The organism is Paenarthrobacter sp. TRD_SC_7 (assembly GCF_056156245.1).
In genome coordinates this window covers 3,506,193-3,530,784 of sequence record NZ_CM149587.1, presented here as the reverse complement: position 1 = coordinate 3,530,784, position 24,592 = coordinate 3,506,193, and the positions used below count along the sequence as shown (strand labels likewise).

The window sequence follows — 24,592 nt, the reverse complement described above, 5'->3', positions numbered from 1 at the left end:
CCGAATGATGGGAGGACATCACGCCGCGTCGGGAGCCGCGGCGTGGATTGCTATTGCCTCGACCGGCCCGTACGCATTGGGTTGGTACCCGTTGGACTCCACCGGAATCCTGATCGGCTCCATGGCGACGGCGGGAACTGCCTTGGTGGTCGACTGGGACCACCGCCATAGCACCATCGCAAACTCGCTGCCGCCACTGTCCAACGTGATTGCTGTGGGGATTGAAAAGGCCAGCGGAGGGCACCGCCAAGGGACGCACTCGTTGTTGGGTGCCTCGGCGTTCGTAGTGCTTGCAGCCATGGCGGCCCAGTTCCAAGTGGTGACGCCGGTAGGCAAGCTCTCCATCGGAGCCGGGCTGTTGTGCATGTTCATGATCAACCTGGCGGCCAAGGCCTTGAACCTGTTTCCTAAGTCCGGCTGGATTACCAACTGGCTGTTCGCTGTGGTGATGGCCGGCCTGGTGACATGGTTTGCACCGGATCAATGGGGTTGGTTGCCGCTGTCCATGCTCACAGGGGTGGTGGTGCACATCGTGGGGGACATGATTACTGTCGGCGGAGTGCCGCTTTTATGGCCCATTGTCATCAAGCCACCGAAATTTCTGCGGAAATCCATGATCCGGGGAATTTGGCGGCCGAATGGCGCCTTCTCCATCCCGTTACTGGGGCGGGCTGGTTCGCGACGTGAATGGCTGGTCCTGATACCCGTTAGCGGCTACGCCATGGTGGGCATGGGCGCCGCTGCGTGGACACTGGCGCAACAGCATTGGCCCGGCGTTCTGGCGGCCCTGGGCGGAGTAGTGCAACTGCCTTAACCCGGACGGAGGATAGAACGCTCCGTGTATTAGGCGTCCTTTTCCTTGTCGTGGTGGCGGTAGCGACCTGCCGCAGCGAGTAGGACCCAAATCCAAAACTGCGTACTTGCCGGGTAAATTATCAGGCTGCACGCAGACTTTTCGAGTAGTGACTACTCGTGCCTCCACTAGGCGCCCCCGCATAGCTTGGAACTCAGAGTTATCTGATTAACAGTCAAGGGGTTCCCCATGGATCTGCTCCGCCCGAATGGTGCCGATACCCACAGTGGTTCGGACATGCGGCAGAGGCTGCATGCGGACCCGCTTCTCCGGACAATGGTTGACCTTGAGGTCATCATTCCGGCCTACAACGAGGCATTGAGAATTAGCGATACTCTCATGCAAACCGTGGACTTCCTTGAAAACCAAGCATGGTCTTCACGAATTGTTGTGGTTGATAACGGAAGCGTGGATGACACAGCCGCCGTCGTCCATAGGATGTCCCGAATAAAAGGAAGCCCCGTGCCTATTTCCGTGGTGGGCTGCGCCCGGAAGGGTAAGGGGGCAGCCGTCCGCCGAGGACTCTTGAGTGGCACATCCAGATTCACGGGCTTTTTCGATGCCGACCTCGCCACGCCCTTGGAGACGTTGACCACGGCAGTCACACATCTGGAACAAGGTGCCGCTGCAGTGATCGCATCGCGCCACGCGCCGGGCTCCACCTTTATCCGCCCCCAACGCCTGGGCCGTCGGGTGGGGGGAGCAGCCTTCCGCGCCTTGACCAAATCCAAGGTCAGGGGGATCTGCGACACGCAATGCGGCTTTAAATTCTTCGAACGCGATGCCGTAACCGAAGCCATGGTGCAATGCCGGACAACCGGATTCGCCTTCGATGTGGAACTCCTTCAGTGGCTTCAGCTTGAAGGCGCCACCATTATTGAGGTCCCGGTGGCATGGACGGACGGATTGGCTTCCACGTTCCGTCCCATGAAGGATGGCGTGGCGAGTTTTGCATCAGTACTTCATATCCAGAAAGCGATGCACTGATGGAATCCAACGCTACCAACCTGCCGGCCCAGCTGGCAGGGAAACGAGTCCTGGTCCTGAATTGGCGTGACATTAGCCATTCACAGGCCGGCGGAGCCGAGCAGTACATGCACGAAATTTCCCGCCGGTGGGTCCGGGGCGGGGTCGCAGTGACGTGGTTTACGGGTCGTGACGCGGGGCAAGCCATCGGAGACACCATCGACGGGATTCGGATAATACGTTCCGGCGGTCCCCTTTCCCTATATGGTCAGGCCGCCCTAAAACTCTTACGGTCCCGGGAGCGGTTTGACGCAGTGGTGGATTGCCAAAACGGCATTCCTTTCTTCTCGCCGTTGTTCCTTCCTCGCGACATTCCCATCGTCCAATTGGTCCATCATGTCCACCAGCAGCAATTCCGGACCAGGTTTTCGCCACCAATGGCAGCCTTTGGCCGGTTCCTGGAGAAGAATGGTGCCAAAGCAATCTACGGAAAGCGGGCCATCGTTGCGGTCTCGCCGTCCACGAGGCTGGAATTACGAAAGCTCGGCTTTCCCGGCCCCATCCATGTTGTTCCCAACGGCACCATAGATGTTCCGGAAGCCGTGGGACCCCGCGACCCCGAACCGACCCTGACAGTGGTGAGCCGCCTGGTGCCCCACAAAAGGCTTGATCTATTGCTCGGTCAGTTCGCGATAGCCGCCCGCAGTGTGCCAAGACTGCGGCTGGAAATTGTAGGCGACGGTCCGGAGAGGAGCAGGCTGGAGCAACTGGCCATGGATCTGGGTCTTGATGACGTTGTGACTTTCCATGGGTATCAACCCAATGCCGTCCGCGACAGCCTCTTGAACCGTGCATGGCTGACCGCCTCAACGTCCGCTTCCGAGGGCTGGGGCTGTTCCGTCATCGAGGCCGCTGCCTGGGGAGTGCCGTGCCTTGCGCTGAGAGTTCCGGGAATCAGGGATTCCGTAGTGGAGGATCGCACTGGCTGGCTTGCTGACACACCGAAACAGTTCGGGGTGGCCTTGGTGAAGGCTCTTAAGACTCTGGCCGACCAGGAGGTAGCGCGCGATATTGCTGCTGAATGCCAGAACTGGGCGCGTTGTTTCACTTGGGAGCGCAGCTCCATGCTGCTGGCCGGCGTTCTCCTCGAGGAGAACGCCTTTCGCCGCCAGCACCCAGGGTCTCCCTTCAGCGGGCCATCCGACATGTCCACATTGGTGCGCTTCCGGACCACTCAAGGGGCCGACATCCGGTCCATCCTGCGGCCAACAGATGAAATCGCTGAAAAGAGCGGGCTCACTTCAGTCCTTCTTAAGGGACGGGATGAGTTTGAGGCCTTCTCCGTCATGAAGAGCATTGGAATAAGAGGAGCCGAATTGCGCGCCGCCGGCCGCAGTACTTTGCTTGCCGGTCCGGGCAGCACCTTTACGCCCGTCGACACAGCCGATGGCGTGTAGCAGACGGAAAATCAGGGGGCGAAATGACTGACACTCTGCAGGATCCGCACGCAAAGACAACTGGTCATACACGGGTCGGGGGTGCGGGGAAGACACAAGGTGCACACGTTGCCTTGGGGCGCCGGTACAAATGGCCGCCTTCATCCCGGAGCCGATTCGCCACTCTGGCAGCGATGGTGCTTACCCATACGGCAACACTCTTCGCTGTAGTAGTTGCCGCTGCGTTTGCCGTACGGGCTTTCGGGCTGCAACGTGGATTTGAGCTATGGGTGGACGAGCTGCTTTATGCCCGGCTAGGGGAGTCGGTCAGTCTGGGACAGCTGCCGACCCTCCCGGACGGGCCGTTCTTCCTGCATCCTCCCGGCTTCTTCCTGCTGGAAGCAGGGGTCATCAAGATCTTCGGAGTTTCAGGCGACGTTGTTGATATTGTCCTGCAGCTGCGATGGCTGAACGCGGCCCTCGGCGCCCTCACTGTGGGTCTGGCATTCCTTCTTGTCAGAAGGTTGGGCGGCAAAGTGGCCGCTGTCCTGGTTGCCGTCGTGTTGTCCTTTGAGCCGTTCGTCTTGCGCAACAACAGCCATGTATTTCTGGAAACAGCTGCTATGACTGCCGTTGTGGCTGGCTTTTACGTTCTCGTGGGCACCCGTGAACCAACCGGCAAGCTGACTGCTTTTCTGCGGTTGCCGGTGGCAGGATTGCTGCTTGGAACCGCCGTACTGTGCAAGGACTTTTTCATCATCTGCACAGTGGCGCCGGTCGTGGTGGCCGTCATGTGGAGGAAGTCGCTACCCCCGCGGAAAGCCGCGGTAGTAATTCTGGCATCGGCGGTTCCCTACACCACGTACTTGGTTCTCACGGCTATGGCTGGGCGGCTTCCAAACTGGATCGAGGCGAAGGCGAATGGCCTCCTCCGCATGACCGGAATCGAAAAGAGCACGGGCTTCACGGCTGAGGGTTCTCCGAGCATCCTGGAGCGGTTGATTGAGCACAGCGGCCACTATGGCAGCAGTTACATCCTGCTGGCCCTTTGCCCCATCGCAGCCGGCATGCTGTGCTTCAGCCAGCGTGCAGATAGACGTCTGATAGGACTTTCAGGTTTGGCCTTGGGCATGGCCGGTGCCTACAGCGCTGCTTTCGGGACATTCGAAGAGCAGTACGGGTATGCCGTCATGGTCGCCAGCGCACTGTGCTCAGCCTTGGTGATAGTTGAAATCCGCGAGCGGTGGGCCAAAGGCCGTACTCTCCTGGTGGTGGTCAGTATCTGCTTTGTTGTTTTGACTGTTGCGCTTGGAACCAGGACTGCGATGACTGTGGACAACGGATTTGCGCAAGCACGGCAGTGGGTCAAGGCCAACCTGCCACAGGATGCCCGCATCAGCGTGACCAATGGAACCGGCGAAATCGCATTCGCCGGGGACCCCCGGTTTGGCGCATGGCCATCCGCGCCCCTGATGCGCGACGCCGGCGCCAATTACATCCTGACCCAGTCGCGGCCCACCAGCCAAGGATACGGCTATGCCAACCCAAATATGTTGGTGTGGCTGAGGCAAAACGCTATCGCGGTGTTTAGCGCCAGTGGGCCAACAAACGGCGAGACGACCATATGGTTTGTTACTCCGGCTGAATTGCGTGCCGCAGCCGCGATGGGTATAGGGGTGCCGTCCATGGATTACGAGACGGGGCGCTAGTACTTATGAGAATCCTGCATCTTGCCTTCGAAGATCCCCGCATGCCAGGAGCAGGCGGTGGGTCCGTCCGAACTCTGGAGATCAACCGACGGCTCGCCGCACAGGACTTCGTCATCACAGCACTGACTACGAGATACCCTGGCTGGCAGGAGCGGGTCCAGGAGGGCGTGCATTACGTGCCGATCGGCCTCGGGCAGGGCAAGAACCGGCTGACGAGGTTGCTTGGATACGTGGTGCGATTGCCTTTCGAGGTCCGCAAGCGTCGCACCACCGCGGACTTGGTGGTGGAGGATTTCTTTGCGCCTTTTTCCACCATTGCGGCGCCATTGTGGACCCGACGACCCACCATTGGGGTAGTCCAGTGGCTGCACGCCCGTGACAAGGCCCACCAGTACAAATTGCCGTTGCACCTGGTGGAACGGTTCGGTGTCAGGCGTCATCGGAGGGCGATTGCTGTTTCACAGGGCATCGCGGATCGCCTGACATCCCTGAATTCCGATCTCCGGGTGGACGTGATCGGGAACGGGGTTGATCCAGCGGCCTGGAACGTGAGTCCCACCATCGGAAAGAACATCCTGTGCATTGGCCGGTTGGAGTTCACCGGCAAGGGACTGGACCTGTTGCTCCAAGCATGGGCGCAGTGTTGCCGGCATATAGATGGGAAGCTGCTGATTGCCGGCACCGGCCCGGATGAAGCGAGGGTCCGCGCTGCGATCAGGGACGCCGGTCTTTCGGACAGTGCAGAGCTTGTGGGCTGGCTCTCCGGCGATGCGAAATTCAAGGCACTTGGTGATGCCAGACTGGTGGTGGTTCCTTCCCGGCAGGAGACTTTTGGTCTCGTGGCCATAGAGGCGCTGGCGACCGGTACGCCGGTAATTGCCTTTGACATCCCGTGCCTGCGCGAGATCGTTCCTCCCGGTGCCGGATGGTTGGTGGAGGCCTTCGACGTCGGCGCCCTCGCCAAGGAATTGAAAATCCGATACGCGCAGACAGGGCTTGAGGAGGCGGGAAAGCAGGGACGGGCCTTTGCCGCCAGATACAACTGGGGCCGCCTTGCCGACATGCAAGCGGGCTTCTACCGGAGTGCGGTGACCGAATTGGAGGCCGTCACTCCTGCCCTGCCACTCCGGACAAACGGCTAGGTGGGCTCTACCATGCCAATTCACTCCAGGGTCGAACAATCTTTGACGGGTGATGCGCCGTGGCTGTTCCTGTCACCGCACTTGGATGATGCTGTCCTATCCTGTGGGGCGCTCATGGAGGCGCAGGCACGTGGGCGCGAGATTGTGGTGGCCACGCTGTTCACGGAAGCTTCAGCAGGACCGCATACGCGCGCTGCCAAGTCCTTCATGAGCCAATGCGCCGTTTACGACGCCGGTCAGTTGTTCGAGGCCAGAAGAGCCGAGGACAAGGCGGTACTGGCGGACATGGGTATCCAGTCCATTCACGGTGGCGGAATAGACGCCTTGTTCCGAAGGCGTCGCACACCACGGCTGGGAAGCAGTTCGTGGGAGCGGTTGTTACCCGAGCTGACCCATCGTTATCCCACCTACAGGTTCGACATCGCACTGGGAAGGGTCGCAAGGGGAGACAGGTCACTCATTCGTCAGCTCCAGCGCGACGTAGCCGCCCTCATGGAACAGACCAAAGCGGAGCTCATCTTCTGCCCGGTCGGCGTGGGCAAGCACGTGGACCATCTCATTACCCGGGAGTCCGGCATGGGTCACCAGGAGAACCTTGTCCTCTACTCGGACTTCCCCTACGACCTGACAGGCAAACCGGATGCATCACGCCTGGCTGAATTGGGATACGTGCCGTGGACCTGGGATGAGGGCCTCACGGCCAAGCTGCCTCGGATCCGGCAGTACGCAACCCAGGCGGACGCCTTGTTCCCGTCGGGTGCCATCCCGGTGAAAGCGGAGACCTATTTCGTTCCGGCTGTGCGCTAGCAGGCGGCAGCTAGCAACCTTTCCGGTTGCCGCTCACAACGTTCCCGTCGCCATTGCCCAATTGCAGGGGACCCGACTCGCAGAAGACATTGTCTGTCACCGTGATGTTCTTCAGCTCACCTTGGAAATTCAGCCACGGGCCAGGTGAGTCGGTGAAGGAGTTGTTGTTGACTACAATGTCATGCACGGCAGCGTCGCCGTCGTAATAACCAATTTTGACTCCATTGGGGGATCCCCAGAACCGGTTGCCCTGTATGGTGATGCCATAAATCTCGTGGGTGCCAACGGCCAACTGCATACCGGAGCCATGGGACCCGCCACGGACATTGTTGTTCCGATAAATGACGTCGTAGACCGTCGCCCCAATGGTTTGCGCCACAAGGCCGTCATCGCCGTCTTCCCCTTGGCGTTGGTCGATGGTATTGCCTTCCACCACGCCGCTGTGCGAGTCCGTGATGTGGATGCCGTCCAGCTGATCGTATTTGCCGGTGCTGGTCACCAGGGTGTCATTGCCGCGGATGCAGAACGTGCTGCTGGCCACCACGGCAATGGAGTACGTGAAGGGGTTACGCGTGCGGACGCCCTCCACTAAGGCATTGCTGGTGCGGCGTACATCGATCAGATACTCGCTCAGCCGCCCCTGTGCGTTGCCATCGAGCTCGTCCCCGCTCTGATCCGCTGTCAGGTTGGCGATGGTGACGTTCTGAGCCCCATTGGTGGTGATTAGCGGGTGACCCCCGAACGGACCCTTGGTGTCCAGGAAGTCCGGGCCAGCCTTCAGCACCGTGGAAGCTCCGGTCCCCCTCAGCGCGACGTTGTTCTTGACTACCAGCGGACGCCCCAGGACGAAAGTACCCTCGGGCAGTTGCACCACGGCACCGCCGTTTTTAGAGGCAGTGTTGATCATTCGCTGAAGTGCTGTGGAGGTGTCGTCGGGGTCCAAGTAGCCCTCGACGATGAAGTGGTTCACCTGCGTGGCATTGCTGCCCTGGGCGCTGCACGAGCTTCCCTGGGGCTCCGGAACTACATTTGGCTTTGCCGCAACGGCAGCCACTCCAACTCCTGCCGCGACCAAAGCCACGGCCAGCAGCGCTACCTTCGGAGCGGCGGACTTCATGACAACACTTTATCTTGTTTGGATTCGGGCGGGTTAAAGACGAAGGCCCGGCATTAGGCCGGGCCTTCGGAACGCTCATGAAATCTAGCTTTCGCCTGCCGAATCCGAGCGGCCAAGAATTGTCTGCGGGATCCAGAATGCCAGGGCGAACAGGCCAAGGCAGACGGCCATCGGCCACGGGTTATCCAGGCTGAGGAAGGACAACGAGTAGATGGCACCCAGGAAGAGCACGATCATGACCACGAACAGCACAATGCTGGTGCCCAGGTTGTTCTCTTTTTCAATGGGGGCGCTTGTGGCGTTCTTGGACATTCATTCCTCCTCGGCCCCGCAGGGCTCAAAAATCTCTGACGGCAGCGGAAGCCTTAGTAGGCAGATGAACCCTGTTCACCTTTGACGATGGCAATTCCGGAACTCGCTCCGATACGTGTTGCACCAGCAGCAATCATAGCCTGTGCATCGGCCAGGGAACGCACTCCACCGGAAGCCTTTACCCCCAGATCGGGTCCCACGGTCCGGCGCATCAAGGCAACGTCTTCAACGGTGGCGCCGCCGCCATTGAATCCAGTGGAGGTCTTGACGAAGTCCGCCCCGGCTTCAACAGCCGCTTCGCAGGCGATGACCTTCTGCTTATCGTCCAGCATGGACGTCTCAATGATGACCTTCAGGATTGCCCCGCCGGTGTGGACTGTCTCGGACACGGCCCTGATGTCGTCCACCAGCGCGCCCTTGTCGTTGGCGCGGGCGGAGGCCATGTTGATCACCATGTCGATTTCATCCGCACCGTCCAGCACAGCTCCGCGGGCCTCGAAAGCCTTGACGTCGCTGGGGGTAGCACCCAGGGGAAATCCGATCACTGAGCACGTCAGCACACCCGAACCCTTGAGGGCCTTAGTAACTGTTTTGACCCAAACGGGGTTCACGCACACCGACTTGAACTTGTACTCGATTGCCTCGGCGCACACCTTGAGGACGTCAGCCTCGCTGGCCTCCGGCTTCAACAGTGTGTGGTCAATGTAGGAGGCGATATTTGCAGTTGCGACGGCTTCGTTGCTCATGGGATCCTTCCGTGCAGGGCGTGGCCGGCCCGGTGGCCGCAGGGTTGTCACTGCCCGTCAAAGGACCATCTTGCCACATGCGCCGGGCGCCACTCAGGGCGCTGCAGATTGCGGGTCAGGCAGCGATCAGAGCCTGCTGATCGTCTTTGCCCGCGCTCAGTAGCAGCCCTGAGGCGCACAGCATCGCAGAGGACTCGGCGGAGAGCAGCAGGCCCAGTCGAAGTCCGTCGCAGGATGCGGCGTCGCCAATCGCCCAGATACCCGGGACGGATGTGGCGAGGTCGCGCCCTACCGAAATGCCGCCGTCGGGAGCTGTTGTGAGTCCGGCGCTTTCGGCGAGGTCGTTGCGGGCAATGCGCTCCTCGGCCAGGACAACCAGGTCGCCATTCATGCTGCTGCCATCCTCGAAGAGGATGCCGGTGCCCGGCAGCATGGAACCTTGCTCGCCGGTGGCAGTGGAAGGAACGACGGCGGTCGGGCGGAGGGTTGTGCGGACGGGACGGACTCCGCGGGCACGCAGCACAGCCTCGGCCTGGCCAGCCGCTGGTCCGTTCCCAACAAGGATTCCCAGTGGACGGCGGCCCACCATGCGGGTGACGTCCTTGAGCGCTTCGCCGATGTTCGCGGCGTCGTCGATGGTGGAGTAGCTCAGGCCGCATTCGGCGCCTGCTACCGGCGGAAGGGCCGGGGCGGAGCCGGTCGCGATAACCAGTTGATCGTAAGAGAACTCCATGCCGTCCACGGTGGTAACAATTCTTGCGTCGGCGTCGATGAAGCTGGCCGCCTGTCCGAAGCGGACCGAGACCTGGGGGAGTTCTGCGAGTTCCATCAGGGCGTCCGGGCACTCGTCGCGGTTGCTGAGCACAGTGACGGTTCCACGGAAAGCCGGCTGTCGGGAGTCGGACCCTCCCGCAAGCCGCCGCACCAAAGCCTGGGCCGCGGGACCTGCGCCTGCAATGACGATGTGGAGGGAAGGTGCGGACGGGGTGACGGACATGTTTGGCCCTTTCGCTCATGTGACCTGCTGTTGATCATCAGCGTAGGGGGCCGGTTTTTCGCGGGTGTTTCCCCGCTGTTGCCATCTTTGGCTCATCCGTAGCGTGGTGTTTACCCGCCGGTAATAACGTGGATCACATCGAGGTCGCAGACTCGTTTATGCCGGTGACCACCGGGTCAGCGGATGCGCGTGAAGTTCAGGTCGAAGTCGTGTTCCAAGGGTGCGCCCGGATAGTTCCCTCGTTCCCAGCGGCCAGCGATGGTGTTGCCGTCTTCGCTGAAGCGGCCCACGTACCGGTGGGGCCGATGGTGCAGATGGCGTTCGGGAACTCCGGCCGCTGGACCGTGGAGCGTTGAATGAGGAAACCTCCGCCCTCAAGCCACTCGAAAGTGGTTCGGCCCGTTGCTTCCATGGCCGGAGCTGTGGTCTCCCACTCGCCGACCAGGATCTCGAGATGCTCCAAATTGGATGGGTGTGCCATGGATCTTCCTTAACTGACGCGATGAGCACAGGGTACGGCTCCGGTTGGGGCCAGCATAGAGTCGGAGGTTTCAAGGTGGAGTGACCCACCCGCTGACCTCGTGGGGCGGTGGTGGCATGATGGGCGCATGAGCCAAGTCACGTGCGATCTGACTGTTTCACTCGATGGATTCGTTGCTGGTCCCAACCAGCGAGCGGAGGAGCCGTTGGGTGACGGCGGAGAGCTCTTGCATCGATAGATGTTCGAAGATCCGGAGGCAAATGCGCCTGAGATCGAAGGGATACTCGCGGCCGGTGCCTTCATCATGGGGCGGAACATGTTTGCAGGGCCCGGACCCACGGCGTGGGACGCGGAATGGCGCGGCTGGTGGGGCGAAGAACCGCCGTATCACGCCCCCGTGTTCGTCCTCACCCACCATTCCCGTGCGCCGTTGGAGATGGAAGGAGGGACAACGTTCAACTTCGTGACCGACGGCATCGAATCGGCGTTGGCGCAGGCCCGGGAGGCCGCCGGGGACAAGGATGTCGCTATTGCCGGGGGAGCGCGAACCGCCCGCCAGTATCTGTCCGCCGGCCTGATGGACGAGTTGCGGCTCCACATTTCACCGATGGTCCTCGGTGGTGGCGAGCGACTGCTCGACGGCGTGGGTGACCTTAAGCTTGACCAGGCAGAGGTACGCGGGACTGACCTGGTCACACATGTGCGGTACCGTGTGGTTCACTGAGGCGGTCCTGGCGGCCGCTGGCCGGTATTAGGAACGGGGGTCCCGCTTCGACGGACATCAACCGGAGGTCTTGCCACTCCCTGACGATGACGGCCCTTGGTCGGACCAGGCGAAGGGCGGCGCTTGGTTTGCAACCACTCGCGAATGCTCCTGACTATTTCCGCCGTACTCCCTTTCCTTAGCTGCGCGAGGACTACAAGCCCGGTTAGAAGGACAGCCAGAACCCAGATGAGAGGTTCGCCGTCCACCAGCTTCAGCAGAAGGGTAAGGCAGGCTGCCACGGCAAAGCCGCCGGCAGCCATGCGGCCCGTTCGTGGGGGGAGATATGGAAGTGCTATTACGGTCAAAACGAACGCCGACGCTGTGGCACCGGCTGCACATCCGATCGCGATCCCCGGCACGCCTCCCGCATTCCAGCCCACAAACAGTCCAGCTGTGACGAGCACGGATGCTGTAAGCAATCCGAGCTGGCAACGCCTGTAGGCGCGCAGGGCAAGCAGAATTGTCACTAAGACAGTCAACGTGGCATAGCCAAGACCCGAAAGCGCCAACCAGGGCAGGAGGGACACGGAGGAGTGGTACTTCTCCGGAAGGAAGACGGACACCAAGGCCGGAGGAGCTGTGGCGATGACGGCGCAGGCAACCAGGGAAAGCCGGCCGAACGATCGTAAGGCATCGGTCAAAAGGAGGGTTCCGTCCACTCCGGGGCGGCGCAGGAGCGGAAAGATCACGATCACAGTGCCCGCTGCCACATAGACGGGGGCTTTGGCGATGGAAGCCAGTGCCTGAAATCCTGCAGCGGCCGGCGAACCGCCGTCGAGGAATGCTGCCAGCACCACATCTATTCCAACCAGAACTGACACGACGCAGAGAGTAAAAGCGATGCCGGATGTTTCAGCCCACCGCCATCGTTGCCGCAGCACAGTCGGACGCCACGACAGATCACGGAGAAATGATCTGGGAGTGACCAAAAGCGCCAGCCCGCCCATTGCGAAACCGAGAACCGCGCCGGTGGCTCCCCAAGAAAAAACGATCACAAGCACGGAGAAGAACAGGCGGATCATGACTTCTCCGACCGCCTTGACGGTGTAGCGCACGAATCGCAATTCTCCCTGGATCCACCCCGAAGGAGCCGCCCCAATGAACAGGACAAAGGCGGAAAGTCCTACGACGGCACCCGTGGAGGCACCGCCTAATCCTGTTGCAATCAGGCCAGTTACAAGAGCAGCCAGCACCCCGCCCCCGACTGATACCAGGCAGGCAAAGGCCATGGCGTCGCGCCGTTCTTCGGAACCCGGGGGGTGTGCCGTCACCGAGTGGGAGAGAGGCAGGGGAACCAAAGCGGACGTTACGATTCCCACCATCCCGAGGATCATTTGAGCCGCGGCAAATTGGCTAAAGTCGGCCGGCTCCAGCGCATTCGCCATCAGCAAGGTAACGACGTAGCTGAGGACACCTATAAGCCCGGCCCCGGCAGACAAAAGCACTCCGTGCTTGGCAGCTCCGGCACTCCCGTCCGGATCGGAAGCCTCCGTGTGGGAGCCGAGGCCGGCTTGGAGTTCAGCAATGGGACCGATGGTCATGTGTTTGGCCTTAAAGGGACACGCGGCTGCGGATGGAACGCCAGACTACGGGCACGGTGGAAGGGCTGGCAAGAGTAGTGACTACTCGATTTTTAAAGCAGTGACTACTTGGAAAAACAGGTACAAATTCCGTCCCTGCGGCGCTCACTCAGCAGTGTTCATGACCATATACTGGCCGTTAACTTTGAACAACGGTAGGGCTTCGAGTCCCCTCATTGAAAACCGGTAGGAAAAAGTATGGATTTCTTTGCATCTGATGTCTTCCTTACAGCACTGGCCACGGATTATCACCGAGCAAAGAAGTTCGAATTCAAATTCTTTGAAGCGCAGGGACGCATCGTGCGGCTTTTGGAAATCAATGGCCGCAAAGTAATAAGTACAGGGCCATTTTATGACTACGTTAAATTCGTGACCTCGGAGCAGGTCCCCCAAGGATCTGTGAAACATATTCCCCGTTTGGTGACTACGTCAATGCTGCTCCCCGAGCAGGACCCTGCAGCATCAGTTCCTGTCACGAAGCAAGACCCGGCGCCGTTGGTTGAGTGGAATGGCTTCAGCAGATGGGAAGAGTATGTGGCCTTGCTGAAGAAGCGGAGCAAGAGCCTCTTGCCGAACCAGCAGAGAAGGCTCCAGAGGCTGATCAAAGAGCATGGAGAGCCCACCTTTATTTTTGATAACCCCGATACCAGGGCGTGGGACCTCTGCATCCAATGGAAAGTCCGGCAGTACGAGGGCGGACATGAAACTCTGGAGGACCCCCGCGCGCTCGCCATGCTGAGGCGCCTCTTTGATGAACGGCACCTCATTCTATCGACGTTGCAGGTGGCGGATGACTATGTGGCCATTCAGGCGGGATTTTTTTGGGAGGGGGAATACCTTGCCCTCATTCCGGCCTATGATCCCGACTTTGGTAAGTACGCGGTGGGGAAGGAACTGCTGCTGCGAATGATGGAGTACAGCTACCGTCATGGACACAAGTGTTTTGATTTTTTGCAGGGAGCTGAAGCATATAAGTGGGACTTTGCCACACATGTTCAAATATTGGACAGTTACGGCAGGCCGCCTTTGGCCCAGGGTGTCCGCCTTGATGTACAGCGGCGGATGAAGGACCTCCTTGTTGCCATATCCCCGAACCTGTTCTACCGCCTCAAGCGACTGGTGATCTCGGCCCGCGCGTTATTGTCGCGTGCATTGGCTCATGGAAGCGCCGGACTGTGGGTACCATGACGGGATCCGCGTCACCACCCGTCGGGTCCTGACGCGGACGAACATGCTGGAGTAACCACAATGTCGGCCGCTGGCTGTACACTCGAGTATCGAACATATATTCGAATAAAGGTGTGTTGTGGGCGTGATAGTCGGCCCCCGCGTGATAGATGCGGGTTTTTCCCTTATGTCAGTACTGCTGGCGCCTATCCCGGTGGCTGCAGGGTATCCGTCGCCTGCACAGGACTATTTTGATGGCCGGATCGATCTCAATGAGCACCTGATTAAGGATGTCACCAGCACTTTCGTCGTGAGGGTCACGGGGCAGTCCATGGAGGGTGCAGGCATCAGCGACGGAGATGAGTTGATCGTCAACCGCGCGCTCGAACCCAAGGATGGCTCCGTCGTCGTGGCTGTCCTTGACGGCGAGTTGACCATCAAGAGGCTGCGAATCACGCGCTCGGGCGTAGTCCTGCAGGCTGACAATCCCAAGTATCCGGATATTCGCGTGCCGGCGATGTCTGAGCTGACCATCTGGGGTGTCGCCACCACCTGCCTGCATCACATCTAAGTGCGTTTTTCCGTTAAATGCGAATCTTGCTGCCGTGAAGCGCGTCCTTTTGCCAAGACGAGCTTATTGCTCCCCGTAACCTCGGGTACTGGACTTGCTTGAGCGCCAGATTTCGCATTCAGTGCATGAATAGTGCAACGAACGGGAGGATAAGTGCAGCATTCCGCTATCCCACTGGGGTCTTCGTCTCTGTATCTCGCGCCGGGCATTTCCTTCCTGGACGAGGAGGGTGCCGTCTTTAAGGGCACGCTGGATAGTTGGGCGATGCAGCAGCGGGGAGGCCGGAACTTGGAGGCAAAGTCCGTTGCGGCAGGCTTGGCCCGAGTTCGGGACTTTCAGCGCTTCACGGATGAGTGGTCGTGGAATTGGACGGCCGGGGATTTCGATGAGTGGATGATGCACCTGGTGTCGGTCAAGCGTCTGGCGCCGTCGACGATTCGCCCGTATCAGCATCCGATTCGCATGTTCTGCAATTACGTGTGCTCGGCTCATTACGGCTGGGTTGACGAGTGGCTGAACCGGTTCGGCACGCACCCCGCCCAGGTGTGCCACGAGTGGAACTCCGTGGCTCACCTGCAGGAGTACGAGGGCCGTCCCCGGCGCAGGCCCTTGACGCGCAAAGAGTTGCAGTTGCTCTTGGATCGTGCCGACTGTGTGGTCGAGGAATGCCTGAACGCTGGCAGGAAGGGTGCCTTGCCGGCCTATCGGGATGCGACGCTACCAAAAAGTTCTCTATGCGTGGGGGCTGCGCATTTCGGCGGCCGTGAGCCTGGACATGACGGACTTCTATGCCAATGCCCACGCTCCTGAGCTGGGCCGATTCGGGATGCTGCAGGTCCGCAACGGGAAGTCCTCCGCGGGTGGAGCGCCGAAGCGCCGTTCTGTCGTATCGTTGCTGCCTTGGGCCGTCGAGGCGGTGCAAGACTACGTAGAGAACGTCTGGCCGGGGGGGTCGAGTAGGGCAATCGAACGCTTTGTGGCTTTCCGAACGGGGCACCAGGCTGCGATCACGGGAGCTGCAGGACCGCTTTGCTGCGCTGCGCGACGAGTTGGGCCTCGACAGGGAACTCTCACGGCACGCACTGCGACATTCCTACGTCACTCACATGATTGAGGACGGACTCGATCCTGCCTTTGTCCGTCAGCAAGTCGGTCACGCCTATCAGTCAACGACGGCGATCTACACTGCCGTGAGCGGCGATTATGCGAACAAACTGATGCGCCAGGCACTGAACCGCACGCTCGGAACGGGCACGGCAACAGGAGGAATGGTTTGAAACTTATCGACTATGAGTGGCGGCTGCGGGAAGTGATGGCGGCAGTCGGAATGTTCACCACGACGAAACTGATCCCGGAGCTGCGCGAACGAGGAATTGTGCTGTCCAACAGCCAAATTTACCGGCTGGCCACAGACAAACCGGAACGGCTGAACTTGCAGGTCTTGGTTGCCCTGATGGACATCTTCGATTGCAGTGCCGATGACTTAATTCAGCGCGTGGAGTTGGGAAAGCCCGCAGCTCTGACTGGAACGGAGGAGACTGCGGGCAGCGCCGCGTCTCCCGACTTCCTCCGCCAACAAGGGTTCCGGCCCAAGAGAGCGAAGATCCTTCCCCCGCAGTGACGCCACGCATCGACCGCTGTCCGTCCTGTGGGAAGGAAAAGCTGTGCCTTTTCGCAGGCGCGGCCAAAGCACGCTGTCACGAGTGCTCGAAAAAGAAAGAGACGTGCAGTGTCTGCGGCAGGAACGGACTGGTCGGAACCCGCACGCAGGCCGGCGAGGCCAATGCAAAGTCTGTGCCCGCACCCGGGAGCCCTGCTCTGATTGCGGAAGGAGCCGGTACGTCGTAGGACGAGCAGAGGGTGCACCAATGTGTGACTACTGTTATCGGTTCAACCCGGCATCGTTCCGGGACGGCTGTTCCGGAAGCGGCGCTGCCGGACCAGCAACCTCGACATCGGATCTCGACATCGCCGTGCTCTTAGATTGGAGATCGCGGCCAGCGTTGAAGGCATGCCGGTATTGGCTGGGTGTGAGGGACGTAGCCTTTTTGAAAATTTGGCGGAAGTTCGCTCCTGTTCCCAGTCCGACTGAGGCGGCGATTCTGTCGATGGGGGCCGCCGTTGTTTCCAGTAGCTCCTTGGCTCGTTCAACACGCTGAATCGCCAGCCATTTCATAGGGGTAGTTCCTGCATGGGTGACAAATCTGCGGGAGAGCGTTCTTTCGCTAAGTGCCGTCGCGGCGCAGATGTCAGCGATGGTGAGGGCCTCGCGCATGTGCTTTGTTGCCCATTCCATGGCGGCTGCGACGTCGGTTGGCTGGTCCGAGTTGCCGTACATGCTCCGGTGTTCAATGAACTGTGATTGGCTGCCTTCGCGGCGAGGCGCGGAAACTATAGATCGGGCTGTCTGGTTTCCCTGTGCGGCTCCCCAGTCGCTCCGAACCAAGTGGAGGCAGAGGTCGATTCCTGCTGCGACACCGGCTGAGGTGAGCACTTGACCGTTGTCAACGAAGAGAACATTTTCATCCACGGTGATTTGCGGATAGAGACCGGCGAAATCGGCAGTGGAACCCCAATGGGTGGTGGCTGACAGCCCATCCAGGATTCCGGCCTGGGCCAGCGCAAAGGCGCCCGTACAGATCGAAACCATCCTCGCTCCTCGTCGATGGGCTTCGACCAGTGCAACCAGGACATCGTCCGGGAGCGGATCCCGGGACCTGGTGAATCCGGGAACGATCACCGTGTCTGCTTCACCGAGCAGGTCAAGCCCCCTGTCCGGGACCACTGAAAACCCGCCCGACGCTGGGACCGACTGGCCGCCCGGGGAACACGTGGCCACGTCGTAGAGGTGCGGTGAGCTCCTTCCGAGGATTTGGATGGGAATGCCAAAATCTAGGGCAAGGACCTCCGGCAATGCCAGGACTGCGACCTTGATCCGACCAAGGTCTTTCGCGGGATCAGCACTGTTTCTGATCAAGGTGTCTGGATTCTTTTGCATAGTGGCTATCTTGCCACTGGTGGGCTCGTTTGCCCAAGGAAATCATGAATGCATGACCACACCACCTCCACGCTTTCGTAACCTACTCATTCGTCTCATCGCCGCCCAGGCCTGCTACTACATCATCGTCAGCATCGAGCTGACCCTTACCGGATTGGTGGGAATGTCTCTGGCGCCCAGCCCGGCATTGATGACCTTGCCTTTGAGCCTGATTGTTGCGATCGGCACGGCTTGCTCGTTCCCTGCAGGGCATGCGGCCGCCCGCTTCGGGTACCGGCCAGTCATGATCGTTGGGGCGCTCACGGCGATCATCGGTGGAGCTCTTTCGGCAATGGCCGTCGCCTCGCACTCCTTCACTCTGTTCTGTGTCGGGGCTGCCTTGACCGGCGGATACAGGGCCGTGGGCGGGTTTCTGCGTTTCGTGGCCTCAGAATATGCTCCACCGACCAAGCGTGAACGCGCCTTGGCATTGGTCATGTATGGCGGGATCATTGCAGCGGCACTGGGGCCCTTCGCCGCCATCGCCGCCTCACGAGTAGTCGAAAAAACCTATATGGGATCCTGCCTGCTGATAGCGGTCCTGGGAATTGTCGCACTCCTCCTGGCGGCGTCCATGCCACCAGCAACTGGTGGCGGCGACGTCGAACACAATAAGCCAGCGATACCGATTCGGGACCGTCTTGCCGATCCGCAGTTTCAACAGGCAGTTCTTGTCTTGGCCGGTGCCGGGCTTGTGATGACGCTCGTCATGGCTTCCGGCCCGTTGGCGAACAACCATGCAGGCCACGGCTCTGCCATGGGAGCAACAATGATCCAATGGCACCTCATTGGGATGTTTGCCCCGTCCGCGCTCAGCGCACTGTTTCTCAAGAAGTTTGGAACCATGATGACCAACGTGGCCGGGTGTTTCATTATGGCCAGTGGGTGCGTCATAGGCATGATCGCGAGCACTGGATGGGCCATGACGGCGACGATGATGCTGGTTGGGATCGGCTGGAACGTTATGTTCGTTGCCGGATCGGCACTGCTGCTCCAGTCCTATCCCCAAGGGCGGGGAGCGAAACTTCAAGGCTTCACTGACGGAACAACGGCCGCCATCTCAGCAACAGGGTCTTTCGCAGCCGCTTGGCTACTTCAAGGCTTGGGATGGAGTGGAATCAATACCGCGGCGCTCACGACAACCGCGAGTATCCTGCTTCTTGTTGTCTGGTTGACCATCCGCGCTCGTAAAAGCGGTTCACCCCGGCCAACGCTAATTTCATCTTTGGTCGGGGTCGATACCTAGGACCTGGATTCCACATTCCACAAACAAGCTGTAGTAGTCGCGGCGATTTGGGCTCTGGTTCCCACTCATCGGTAGCGACTTCAGTACTCCGCACGGGGAAGCCTACGGGATGTGCCATGCCCGAGTCTGAAATCCGCTCGAATGTCACTCGATCCGGGCAAACGTTTGCCACCTTGGGTGCCAACCCAGGTGGGAGGGCGGACACGAAAAGTAAAGTAGCTCCGATGAACGCAGGCGCCGAAGCGGTGGAATTTTGCCCAGCTGGCCCCATCAACAACTCTGATCGGTCAGGGCTCTGGGCGGCTCGTTTACACCCCGGCCAGCCATCCATCGATCGACTCCGCAGAGCCATACATTGATAGGAAGACGGCAGCAACTACGTAGCCCCTGCTCCCTGTCCCCCTCCTACGCCCGGCCACGGACTCCGCGGCGGTGGCCAGCTTGGCCTTCATCGGCGCCACATACGGGTTCTCGCATGTGACCGGGCTAGAGTCCTACTTCGCGCCGGCCTTGCACGAGATCTTGGAACAAGATGTCAGGTATTTCACTGACCTGCCCTCGGGGTCGCTCCCCATCACAGGTGTCTCATTTCCTTGGAAATGAGACACCTGTGGTGAGCACTCCTGCAGCTATAGCCTTGAACGCTTCGCTTACCAACGGACGCAAGGGGAGACCTCGCTGTCAGTGGGCGCAAGTACACTCATGTACTTCCGCTGCGTAACGGACGTGGTATCAGCAGAGGGTCGAGTGGAGAGTCTTCTAAGACGCTTATCACCGGGGTCACCGCTACGAATAGCGCTCCAATGAATAACGCTAGTTACCGATATGACTGATTCCAGCCGGCGGAGCCGTCGAGTTTCGCACCACCAGTCGCGGTACGAGCCGCCTGTCTGCGACGGGCGCCTCGGGATTGCTGAGGCGTTCCAAGGCAACGGCTCCCGCAATCTGTCCCAGCTCAGCGGCGTAAAGGTCGACGGATGTGAGGTCGATGCCGTGGAGTCCGGCGGTCCTCGAATTGTCGTACCCCACCAGTGAAAGCTCGGATGGGACCGAGAGGCCCTTGGCATACGCGGCCTCGCGGGCACCCAGGGCGAGCTGGTCGTTGTGGGTGAAGATTGCCGTTGGTCGGTGGGCCATGGCGAGCAGTCGGGCGGCGGCGCGCTGTCCGGCATCCTGTGTGAAGTCCTCCGCAGCGAGCATTAGTGGCTTCAGCCCGGCGTCGCGCATGGTCTTTGCGTAACTCTGCCTGCGGACCGTGTGTCCGTCGTAAACGGGACCGGCTAAGTGTGCGATCCTCGTGTGACCCAGCCCGATGAGGTGTTCAGTGGCTGCGCGGGCGCCAGCGTCGTCGTCTGAGTACACGCTATCCACTCCGTCTACGGGACGCGTCACGCTGACGAGTGGAACGATCTTCGCCAACTCTTGGACCCGTTCCTCGGAATCCAACAGCGTGGCGGCGATGATGATGCCCACCCGCGCCTCAATGAGCGACTCCAATGCGCCTTGGTCCTCACCGTCAATGGACCGTGAGACGCTGAGAATGAGTCTGTTGCGGTCTTGGGGAAGCGCCGTGCGGACACCGCTGAGAATGTCCGCGTAGACCTCATTGCGGATGTCCATGAGATAGAGCCCGACGGCGGACCGATGCTTTCGTGCGAGATCGGCGGCTACTGCGTTGGGTCGGTAGCCCAGACGCTTGGCGGCATCGAAGATGGCCTGCTTGTTTTCATCGCTGACACCCGGCGCGCCGCGGAAGGCAAAGGACACGAGGGTTCGGGATACGCCGACCTCCCTGGCCACGTCGCTTTGTGTGGCCGAACGATGGCGGTTGTCGATAACCATGTCCTCATCCTCCCATGGGGGAGAATCGCGAAATTGACCCATTTGTAAGTTTGACCTTACATTCATGCCTTTCGCGCGTTAGTCTGTATTCAGAGCGGGTGGATATGACCCGCACCACACTGACAAAGGAGTCCTGATGTCTGCTACGCAAACGCAGCGGGGAGGCGCCCATGGCGTTTCGCTCCCTCCGCTGACCAATGGCCCGCACCGAAAGCGCTTGGGCCTCGTCGCCCTGGTGGCCACCTTCGGCGGTCTCCTTTTCGGCTACGACACGGGTGTTATCAACGGCGCACTGCGGCCGATGACGGCCGATCTCGCCCTGACGCCTCTGACCGAAGGGATCGTCACCAGCTCACTCTTGTTCGGAGCTGCTGCTGGAGCTGTTGGCGGGGGTCGGTTGTCCGACGGTTGGGGTCGTCGCAAGACGATCATCCTGCTGGCCGTCCTGTTCTTTGCTGGAACCGTCGCCTGCGTTTTCGCGCCGAGCTTCGAAGTGATGGTAGTTGGCCGGGTCATCCTTGGCCTGGCGGTCGGTGGGGCCTCTACCGTGGTTCCGGTATTCCTCGCCGAGTTGGCACCATACGAAATCCGAGGCTCCCTGGCCGGACGAAACGAACTCATGATCGTCATCGGGCAGCTCGCGGCCTTCGTGGTCAACGCCGTCATCGGCAATGTCTGGGGAGAGTTCGGAGGAGTCTGGCGGATCATGCTCGCGGTTGCCGCGCTGCCTGCCATTGCTCTGTTCTTCGGCATGCTGCGCATGCCTGAGTCTCCGCGTTGGCTCATCTCCAAGGGCCGCTCGCAGGAAGCGCTGGAAGTGCTGAAGACGATCCGCTCAGTGGACCGCGCCGAGGCTGAAATGGCCGATGTGAAGCACCTTGCCGATGAGGAAAGGGCTTCGAAGGCCACCTCTTGGGGCGCACTGAAGGACAAATGGATCCTGCGCATTGTGCTGGTGGGTATCGGCCTGGGTGTTGCCCAGCAACTGACCGGCATCAACTCGATCATGTACTACGGCCAGTCCGTGTTGGTTGAGGCAGGCTTCGACTCGAGCGCGGCCCTCATTGCCAATATTGCCCCTGGTGTCATTGCAGTGGTTGGCGGTGTCATCGCCCTGACGCTCATGCAGCGGGTCAATCGCCGAACCACCTTGCTCCTCGGGTTCACGCTGACCACTGTTTGCCACTTCCTCATCGGCATCGCCTCCATCGTCTTGCCAGTCGGCAATGCCGCACGGCCATTCGTCATCTTATTCCTGGTGGTCGCGTTCGTAGGCTCCATGCAGACATTCCTCAACATTGCCGTCTGGGTGATGCTGTCCGAGATCTTCCCGCTGCATGTTCGCGGCTTCGCGATCGGCCTGTCGGTGTTCTGCCTCTGGATCGCCAATGCCCTCCTGGGCCTTTTCTTCCCCACGCTGGTGGCCGGGGTCGGGATCACAGGAACGTTCTTCCTCTTTGGGGTTGTTGGAATCCTTGCCCTTATTTTCATCTACACCCAGGTTCCCGAAACTCGTGGACGCACGCTGGAGGCGCTCGAAGAAGATGTGACCACCGGAGCCATCTACTTGGTGCACAAGAGGGAATCGGCAGGAGTTTCCTAACTTTTCCGTACAGCCGCACCCCGTTCGCCGGACTTTCCACAGCCCCGCGGGCGGGGTTGGCGGACCTCGATTTAGGATCGATCACGTTCGGCTGTGACGGCAGATGCCGGACCGGTCTGCCGCTGCAGCTATGGGCTGAGCGGGCCTCATGTCTATCAGCAAGTGAACCGGATACACGTCAGGTGCCGGTTAAGGCACTGGAGAACCCGAGACCGGCCAGGCAAACCGGTATGGGACGTCGTTGAGTCATCGACCTGCACGCCCACGCTCGACCTCGGCGAGCTGATTGCTGGCGCAGTCACGCTCGACCCCTCATCGCCGCCGGTTCCTGAGTCCGACCGCGTGGCCCTGCTCGTTTCGGAGTTCGACTGCAATTCAGGGCAGAACGCCGAAGGTCGGGTGGAAGTCGTCAAGCTCACCGAAACCGAAACTGAAACCGAATCCGAGGTCGAGATCGTCCTAGGCGTGCGTCCGTCCGGAAAGCATTTGGCCTCGTGCCAGGGAAACCCAGCGACACCATTCACAGTCGAACTCCAACGACCACTCGGTACCCGAACAATCATGAATGCCGCCGTTCTGCCCGCCCGGGAGATCACCGCACCACCGTTACCGCCCAGAATCGACGGATAGCTTCATTCGCCTGCTTATCCGGCGCCGCCCTCTAAATCAGCGACTGTTCCGCACCAGGAAATTCGAAGCTTGTTGGGCCCGGCACTTCTAGGACGAGACCGAATCCAAGGCCTCCTGTTTGCCGGAGCATCGTGCCTCTAGTGCAACTTGATGGAGTGGTTTCTTTGTCAGGGGCCGGCGGTACAGTAGAGGTATTCGAATATATGTTCGAATGCGCGGCGTGTCTGGCACTGAAACAGCGGCTCGCGTGCTATCGCCGAGCCAGGGAGGGAAATGTCCAAGCCAGCACTCATGCACCGGATGCAGGAGATCGCCCATGTGGATATCAACTGCTTCTACGCCTCCGCGGAACGGGCCTTCAATCCCGCATTGGAGGGCAAGCCGCTGATCGTCCTTTCCAACAATGACGGCTGCGCCGTGACCCGGTCTCCGGAGGCCAAAAAGCTGGGGATAGTGCTGGGGGAGCCGTGGTTCAAGCTTGCTCCACGGGCCAAGGAATGGGGGCTCGTTGCACTCTCAAGCAACTACGAACTGTATGGAGACATCAGCTCGCGGGTCATGGAGCTCCTGGCCCGGTACTCAGCGTGGCAGGAGGTGTACTCCATCGATGAGGCATTCCTCGGAGTAAAAGGGACACCAGAAGACCTGCTGGAACTGGGACGGACCATTAAAGCTGCCTGCCAGAGACATGTCGGGGTACCCGTCTGCGTAGGAATTGCGCGCACCAAGACCCTTGCCAAGCTGGCCAACAAGTGGGCCAAGCACAATCCAGCCTTCAAGGGGGTGTGCCGTTGGGACTCCATCCCGGAAGCCCAACGCAACGCACTCATGGCGCGGCTCTCCGTGATCGAGATCTGGGGCGTGGCCACCAGGCTCACCAAACGCTTGAATGCGATGGGAATCTTTTCGATCCTGGACTTGGTCCGCGCGGACCCCGTGGCGCTGCGGGACAAGTTTTCCATCGTCATGATGCGGACCATTTTGGAGCTGCAGGGCACACCCTGCATCCCCATGGAGGAGGAGCGGATCGGGCGGGACCAATTGATCTTCTCCCGCTCCTTCTCCACACCGATCACCACGGCAGCTGAGCTGCGGCAGGTGCTCAGCGTTTACGGCCAGATGGCCAGCGCCAGGCTGGCCAAACATGATCTCCAAGCCAAACTGCTGACAGCCTTTGCAGCAACATCGGTCTATAACCCGAACGACAAATCCTTCCCCACCGTCAACGTCAAGCTGCCCATGCCCACCTCGGATCCTGTGTTGCTGACCAAAGCCGCGCACGCTCTGGTGCCAAAGATCCAGGAAGGCGTGAGGTACGCCAAGGCCGGGATCATGGTCATGGACCTCCGTCCCAGCGGCAACCAGAGACCATTGGAGATCTTCGAGAACCGGCACGAAGAACGGGGGATCGGCCCATTGCTGGAGCAAGTCAGCAAGCGGTATGGCCGCGGCTCCATCGGTTTGGGGCATGCGGGCATCAGGGGCGGCCCGGACTGGTCCATGAAACGCGACATGCTCAGCCCCCGCTACACCACCAACTGGGACGAACTTCCCTTGGTGAAGGCGGCATAGCGTGTCCGGGAA

22 protein-coding genes and 1 pseudogene are annotated in these 24,592 nt (G+C 60.2%); 15 read left to right on the top strand and 8 right to left on the bottom strand.

Going from position 1 to position 24,592, the window contains the following annotated elements:
- The first annotated feature begins 4 nt into the window (after positions 1 to 4).
- From AC0J5Z_RS16885 to AC0J5Z_RS16860, 6 genes are all read left to right on the top strand, one after another.
- Positions 5 to 814, top strand: coding sequence for a metal-dependent hydrolase (locus tag AC0J5Z_RS16885; RefSeq protein ID WP_475034450.1), 810 nt, complete (start codon positions 5 to 7; stop codon positions 812 to 814).
- A 228-nt stretch (positions 815 to 1,042) separates the two neighbouring features.
- Positions 1,043 to 1,840 carry a glycosyltransferase gene (locus AC0J5Z_RS16880; protein ID WP_475034447.1) on the top strand — a complete coding sequence of 266 codons (798 nt, stop codon included), beginning with the start codon at positions 1,043 to 1,045 and terminating at the stop codon, positions 1,838 to 1,840.
- On the top strand, positions 1,840 to 3,276 hold the full coding sequence (locus AC0J5Z_RS16875) for a glycosyltransferase family 4 protein (RefSeq protein ID WP_475034445.1): 1,437 nt from the start codon (positions 1,840 to 1,842) through the stop codon (positions 3,274 to 3,276). Before AC0J5Z_RS16880 ends, AC0J5Z_RS16875 begins: the two co-directional genes overlap by 1 nt.
- Positions 3,277 to 3,449: 173 nt before the next feature.
- Positions 3,450 to 4,964: an ArnT family glycosyltransferase gene (locus AC0J5Z_RS16870; protein ID WP_475034443.1), complete on the top strand. Its 1,515-nt coding sequence runs from the start codon at positions 3,450 to 3,452 to the stop codon at positions 4,962 to 4,964.
- A 41-nt stretch (positions 4,965 to 5,005) separates the two neighbouring features.
- A complete protein-coding gene (locus AC0J5Z_RS16865; RefSeq protein WP_475034441.1) occupies positions 5,006 to 6,106 on the top strand; it encodes a glycosyltransferase family 4 protein in 1,101 nt (366 codons plus the stop codon).
- 12 nt (positions 6,107 to 6,118) lie between these two features.
- On the top strand, positions 6,119 to 6,913 hold the full coding sequence (locus AC0J5Z_RS16860) for a PIG-L deacetylase family protein (RefSeq protein WP_475034439.1): 795 nt from the start codon (positions 6,119 to 6,121) through the stop codon (positions 6,911 to 6,913).
- Positions 6,914 to 6,923: 10 nt separating this feature from the next.
- Here the strand turns inward: AC0J5Z_RS16860 and AC0J5Z_RS16855 are convergent, their stop codons facing one another.
- From AC0J5Z_RS16855 to AC0J5Z_RS16835, 5 genes are all read right to left on the bottom strand, one after another.
- Positions 6,924 to 8,030, bottom strand: a complete 1,107-nt coding sequence (locus tag AC0J5Z_RS16855) for a right-handed parallel beta-helix repeat-containing protein (protein ID WP_475034437.1) — start codon at positions 8,028 to 8,030, stop codon at positions 6,924 to 6,926.
- A gap of 84 nt (positions 8,031 to 8,114) precedes the next feature.
- On the bottom strand, positions 8,115 to 8,342 hold the full coding sequence (locus tag AC0J5Z_RS16850; protein WP_442006291.1) for a hypothetical protein: 228 nt from the start codon (positions 8,340 to 8,342) through the stop codon (positions 8,115 to 8,117).
- Positions 8,343 to 8,395: 53 nt separating this feature from the next.
- The gene (gene deoC, locus AC0J5Z_RS16845) at positions 8,396 to 9,088 is read right to left on the bottom strand and encodes a deoxyribose-phosphate aldolase (RefSeq protein WP_475034435.1); all 693 of its coding nucleotides are present in this window, start codon (positions 9,086 to 9,088) and stop codon (positions 8,396 to 8,398) included.
- 115 nt (positions 9,089 to 9,203) lie between these two features.
- On the bottom strand, positions 9,204 to 10,085 hold the full coding sequence (locus AC0J5Z_RS16840) for an FAD-dependent oxidoreductase (protein ID WP_475034433.1): 882 nt from the start codon (positions 10,083 to 10,085) through the stop codon (positions 9,204 to 9,206).
- Between the two features lie 196 nt (positions 10,086 to 10,281).
- Positions 10,282 to 10,566 carry a hypothetical protein gene (locus tag AC0J5Z_RS16835; protein ID WP_475034431.1) on the bottom strand — a complete coding sequence of 95 codons (285 nt, stop codon included), beginning with the start codon at positions 10,564 to 10,566 and terminating at the stop codon, positions 10,282 to 10,284.
- 127 nt (positions 10,567 to 10,693) lie between these two features.
- On the opposite strand from AC0J5Z_RS16835, the pseudogene AC0J5Z_RS16830 reads away from it, so the two are divergent.
- Positions 10,694 to 11,290, top strand: a pseudogene (locus AC0J5Z_RS16830) (dihydrofolate reductase family protein).
- Here AC0J5Z_RS16830 and AC0J5Z_RS16825 read toward each other — a convergent pair.
- Positions 11,284 to 12,873, bottom strand: a complete 1,590-nt coding sequence (locus tag AC0J5Z_RS16825; RefSeq protein ID WP_475034429.1) for a lipopolysaccharide biosynthesis protein — start codon at positions 12,871 to 12,873, stop codon at positions 11,284 to 11,286. The pseudogene AC0J5Z_RS16830 and the gene AC0J5Z_RS16825 sit on opposite strands and share 7 nt — an antisense overlap.
- A 237-nt stretch (positions 12,874 to 13,110) precedes the next feature.
- Between AC0J5Z_RS16825 and AC0J5Z_RS16820 the strand changes: the two genes are divergently transcribed.
- The 5 genes from AC0J5Z_RS16820 to AC0J5Z_RS16800 all read left to right on the top strand — a co-directional run bounded on the left by AC0J5Z_RS16820 (position 13,111) and on the right by AC0J5Z_RS16800 (position 16,271).
- Positions 13,111 to 14,100, top strand: coding sequence for a GNAT family N-acetyltransferase (locus AC0J5Z_RS16820; protein ID WP_475034426.1), 990 nt, complete (start codon positions 13,111 to 13,113; stop codon positions 14,098 to 14,100).
- 118 nt (positions 14,101 to 14,218) lie between these two features.
- Positions 14,219 to 14,650 carry a LexA family protein gene (locus AC0J5Z_RS16815; protein WP_475034423.1) on the top strand — a complete coding sequence of 144 codons (432 nt, stop codon included), beginning with the start codon at positions 14,219 to 14,221 and terminating at the stop codon, positions 14,648 to 14,650.
- 153 nt (positions 14,651 to 14,803) lie between these two features.
- Positions 14,804 to 15,460, top strand: a complete 657-nt coding sequence (locus AC0J5Z_RS16810) for a hypothetical protein (protein WP_475034421.1) — start codon at positions 14,804 to 14,806, stop codon at positions 15,458 to 15,460.
- A 164-nt stretch (positions 15,461 to 15,624) separates the two neighbouring features.
- The gene (locus AC0J5Z_RS16805; protein ID WP_475034419.1) at positions 15,625 to 15,927 is read left to right on the top strand and encodes a tyrosine-type recombinase/integrase; all 303 of its coding nucleotides are present in this window, start codon (positions 15,625 to 15,627) and stop codon (positions 15,925 to 15,927) included.
- A complete protein-coding gene (locus AC0J5Z_RS16800; protein WP_475034417.1) occupies positions 15,924 to 16,271 on the top strand; it encodes a helix-turn-helix domain-containing protein in 348 nt (115 codons plus the stop codon). Before AC0J5Z_RS16805 ends, AC0J5Z_RS16800 begins: the two co-directional genes overlap by 4 nt.
- A 261-nt stretch (positions 16,272 to 16,532) precedes the next feature.
- Here AC0J5Z_RS16800 and AC0J5Z_RS16795 read toward each other — a convergent pair whose 3' ends face one another.
- Entirely contained in the window at positions 16,533 to 17,648 is a 1,116-nt protein-coding gene (locus AC0J5Z_RS16795) for a GlxA family transcriptional regulator (RefSeq protein WP_475034415.1), read from the bottom strand.
- 52 nt (positions 17,649 to 17,700) lie between these two features.
- On the opposite strand from AC0J5Z_RS16795, the gene AC0J5Z_RS16790 reads away from it, so the two are divergent.
- Positions 17,701 to 18,933: an MFS transporter gene (locus AC0J5Z_RS16790; RefSeq protein ID WP_475034412.1), complete on the top strand. Its 1,233-nt coding sequence runs from the start codon at positions 17,701 to 17,703 to the stop codon at positions 18,931 to 18,933.
- Between the two features lie 813 nt (positions 18,934 to 19,746).
- On the opposite strand, the gene AC0J5Z_RS16785 is transcribed toward AC0J5Z_RS16790, so the two are convergent.
- On the bottom strand, positions 19,747 to 20,775 hold the full coding sequence (locus AC0J5Z_RS16785; protein WP_475034410.1) for a LacI family DNA-binding transcriptional regulator: 1,029 nt from the start codon (positions 20,773 to 20,775) through the stop codon (positions 19,747 to 19,749).
- Between the two features lie 136 nt (positions 20,776 to 20,911).
- Between AC0J5Z_RS16785 and AC0J5Z_RS16780 the strand changes: the two genes are divergently transcribed.
- Positions 20,912 to 22,378 carry a sugar porter family MFS transporter gene (locus AC0J5Z_RS16780; RefSeq protein WP_475034408.1) on the top strand — a complete coding sequence of 489 codons (1,467 nt, stop codon included), beginning with the start codon at positions 20,912 to 20,914 and terminating at the stop codon, positions 22,376 to 22,378.
- 903 nt (positions 22,379 to 23,281) lie between these two features.
- Positions 23,282 to 24,580: a Y-family DNA polymerase gene (locus AC0J5Z_RS16775; protein WP_475034406.1), complete on the top strand. Its 1,299-nt coding sequence runs from the start codon at positions 23,282 to 23,284 to the stop codon at positions 24,578 to 24,580.
- Positions 24,581 to 24,592 lie beyond the last annotated feature (12 nt).

Coding starts and splice junctions, on each gene's coding strand:
- AC0J5Z_RS16885 (WP_475034450.1), top strand. CDS start 5: ATGATGGGAGGACATCACGCCGCGTCGGGAGCCGCGGCGTGGATTGCT.
- AC0J5Z_RS16880 (WP_475034447.1), top strand. CDS start 1,043: ATGGATCTGCTCCGCCCGAATGGTGCCGATACCCACAGTGGTTCGGAC.
- AC0J5Z_RS16875 (WP_475034445.1), top strand. CDS start 1,840: ATGGAATCCAACGCTACCAACCTGCCGGCCCAGCTGGCAGGGAAACGA.
- AC0J5Z_RS16870 (WP_475034443.1), top strand. CDS start 3,450: ATGGTGCTTACCCATACGGCAACACTCTTCGCTGTAGTAGTTGCCGCT.
- AC0J5Z_RS16865 (WP_475034441.1), top strand. CDS start 5,006: ATGCCAGGAGCAGGCGGTGGGTCCGTCCGAACTCTGGAGATCAACCGA.
- AC0J5Z_RS16860 (WP_475034439.1), top strand. CDS start 6,119: ATGCCAATTCACTCCAGGGTCGAACAATCTTTGACGGGTGATGCGCCG.
- AC0J5Z_RS16855 (WP_475034437.1), bottom strand. CDS start 8,030: ATGAAGTCCGCCGCTCCGAAGGTAGCGCTGCTGGCCGTGGCTTTGGTC.
- AC0J5Z_RS16850 (WP_442006291.1), bottom strand. CDS start 8,342: ATGTCCAAGAACGCCACAAGCGCCCCCATTGAAAAAGAGAACAACCTG.
- deoC (WP_475034435.1), bottom strand. CDS start 9,088: ATGAGCAACGAAGCCGTCGCAACTGCAAATATCGCCTCCTACATTGAC.
- AC0J5Z_RS16840 (WP_475034433.1), bottom strand. CDS start 10,085: ATGTCCGTCACCCCGTCCGCACCTTCCCTCCACATCGTCATTGCAGGC.
- AC0J5Z_RS16835 (WP_475034431.1), bottom strand. CDS start 10,566: ATGGCACACCCATCCAATTTGGAGCATCTCGAGATCCTGGTCGGCGAG.
- AC0J5Z_RS16825 (WP_475034429.1), bottom strand. CDS start 12,873: ATGACCATCGGTCCCATTGCTGAACTCCAAGCCGGCCTCGGCTCCCAC.
- AC0J5Z_RS16820 (WP_475034426.1), top strand. CDS start 13,111: ATGGATTTCTTTGCATCTGATGTCTTCCTTACAGCACTGGCCACGGAT.
- AC0J5Z_RS16795 (WP_475034415.1), bottom strand. CDS start 17,648: ATGCAAAAGAATCCAGACACCTTGATCAGAAACAGTGCTGATCCCGCG.
- AC0J5Z_RS16790 (WP_475034412.1), top strand. CDS start 17,701: ATGACCACACCACCTCCACGCTTTCGTAACCTACTCATTCGTCTCATC.
- AC0J5Z_RS16785 (WP_475034410.1), bottom strand. CDS start 20,775: ATGGTTATCGACAACCGCCATCGTTCGGCCACACAAAGCGACGTGGCC.
- AC0J5Z_RS16780 (WP_475034408.1), top strand. CDS start 20,912: ATGTCTGCTACGCAAACGCAGCGGGGAGGCGCCCATGGCGTTTCGCTC.
- AC0J5Z_RS16775 (WP_475034406.1), top strand. CDS start 23,282: ATGTCCAAGCCAGCACTCATGCACCGGATGCAGGAGATCGCCCATGTG.